The organism is Methylorubrum zatmanii, assembly GCF_014845115.1.
Taxonomy (GTDB): Bacteria; Pseudomonadota; Alphaproteobacteria; order Rhizobiales; family Beijerinckiaceae; genus Methylobacterium; species Methylobacterium zatmanii.
The window spans coordinates 1-1,408 of the sequence record NZ_NKUI01000166.1; the positions used below are offsets into that span (position 1 = coordinate 1).

The 1,408-nt window shown below is 59.0% G+C and carries 1 pseudogene; it reads left to right on the top strand.

From position 1 onward, the window contains the following. A pseudogene (locus MZTS_RS25330) lies at positions 1 to 135 on the top strand (glucose-1-phosphate thymidylyltransferase RfbA); the annotation flags it as partial. Between the last annotated feature and the right edge of the window lie 1,273 nt (positions 136 to 1,408).

Sequence of the window (1,408 nt, forward strand, 5' to 3'; positions counted from 1 at the left end):
GAGATCGCCTATCTCCAGGGTTTCATCGGCCGCGAGCAGTTGCAGGCGCGGGGCGAGCTGTTCGCCAAGACCAATTACGGCCAGAACCTGCTGCGCCTCGCCCGAGAGGGACGCCGCCCCGATCAGGATTTTTGAGACGTGACGAGGCCGGAGAGCATGGATGCCGCCAGCTGAAAAGAGGCCGACGGCATAGGGGCGCCAGCTTGCCTCAGGCTTACCGACACGGAAACCCGACTTGGCTCATTGAAGGAGTATCCTAGGTCTCGACACAGACACTGCTCACGCCATTACTCGCGAGAAGCCCGCCGATCAAAAGTAGCCAGCACGTCGATAACCTGCTCAGCGAGGGCGCGTGCGATGTCGTGAGGGAGGCGGCCGGATGGGGACAAAAGCCGTTGATCCAGTCGCAGCCGCGACAACATCTCTGCAACTACCTTAATCCGGTCTTCTTGGATCTCTTGGTGCGTCACGACGCCTACCTCCGCCCGCACGCAATATCCTACCTCCGCCCACATGCAATATAACGTGCGTCAGTGTCTTCAGCCCCGATGCGCCCCCACGCGCAAGATTACGGTGTGTAGCGCGCCGCGCCTGAGGCTCGGGCCCGTTTCGAGATTGGCAGCGGCTTCCCTCCCCCACCAATGGCCTGCGGCGGTTCTGATGAGATGGAGGCTGCTGTAGCCGACGGTGATCGGGTGGGCGTCGGTCTCGGCGTCTGCGAGGTACGAGTCTAAAGCCCGCGTTCAGCTGCTCGGCGTTGACGGCCTCGGTCTTGAATAGCGTGCCTACGGTGAGTTCGGATCACCCATCCGACGACCCAATCCGCCGTCCCAGCTGAGGCGGGACGTTGGGGGTACCGCGGGGCAAGTCTCGTCAGAGTGAATCGCCCTCCCCGCGGTAAAGTATTCCAATAAAATTAACGGCCTAATCTCGAATATCAATCACTTTGTCGCAGGTTCGAGTCCTGCTCGGGGAGCCAAAAATTACCAATCGCCCAGTTTAGGCAGCTGGCCATAATAGTAGGGCCGGGGCAGCGATTGTGGCGGAATTCTCCTTCAAAATTCTGATCTGTCATCGCTGGTTTGCGGCGTCTTACGCCTCCGCATGCTTCATGCCCGTGCGGATCGCTTTTCTTTAACGCTGGGGATCTCGCTCCTTGGGACTCGGGCGTCGAATCCGCGCATTCGTGTTTTGCTGCGCTGACCGGACGGCGCTCAAACACCGCACTGCTTGGCTCCGAACCTGCGACCGTTAACGCTGTTTAACGGCTATCATTCTCAATTTTAGCCAATCACGCAATGAAGCGTTGTCGTGCGAATGTCAGGCTGCGGTCGGGCCGAGATCGTATCGATGGCAATTTTCGAAGACAATGAATCCGGAGCGCTCGATTTAGAGCGTGGGACAAAAC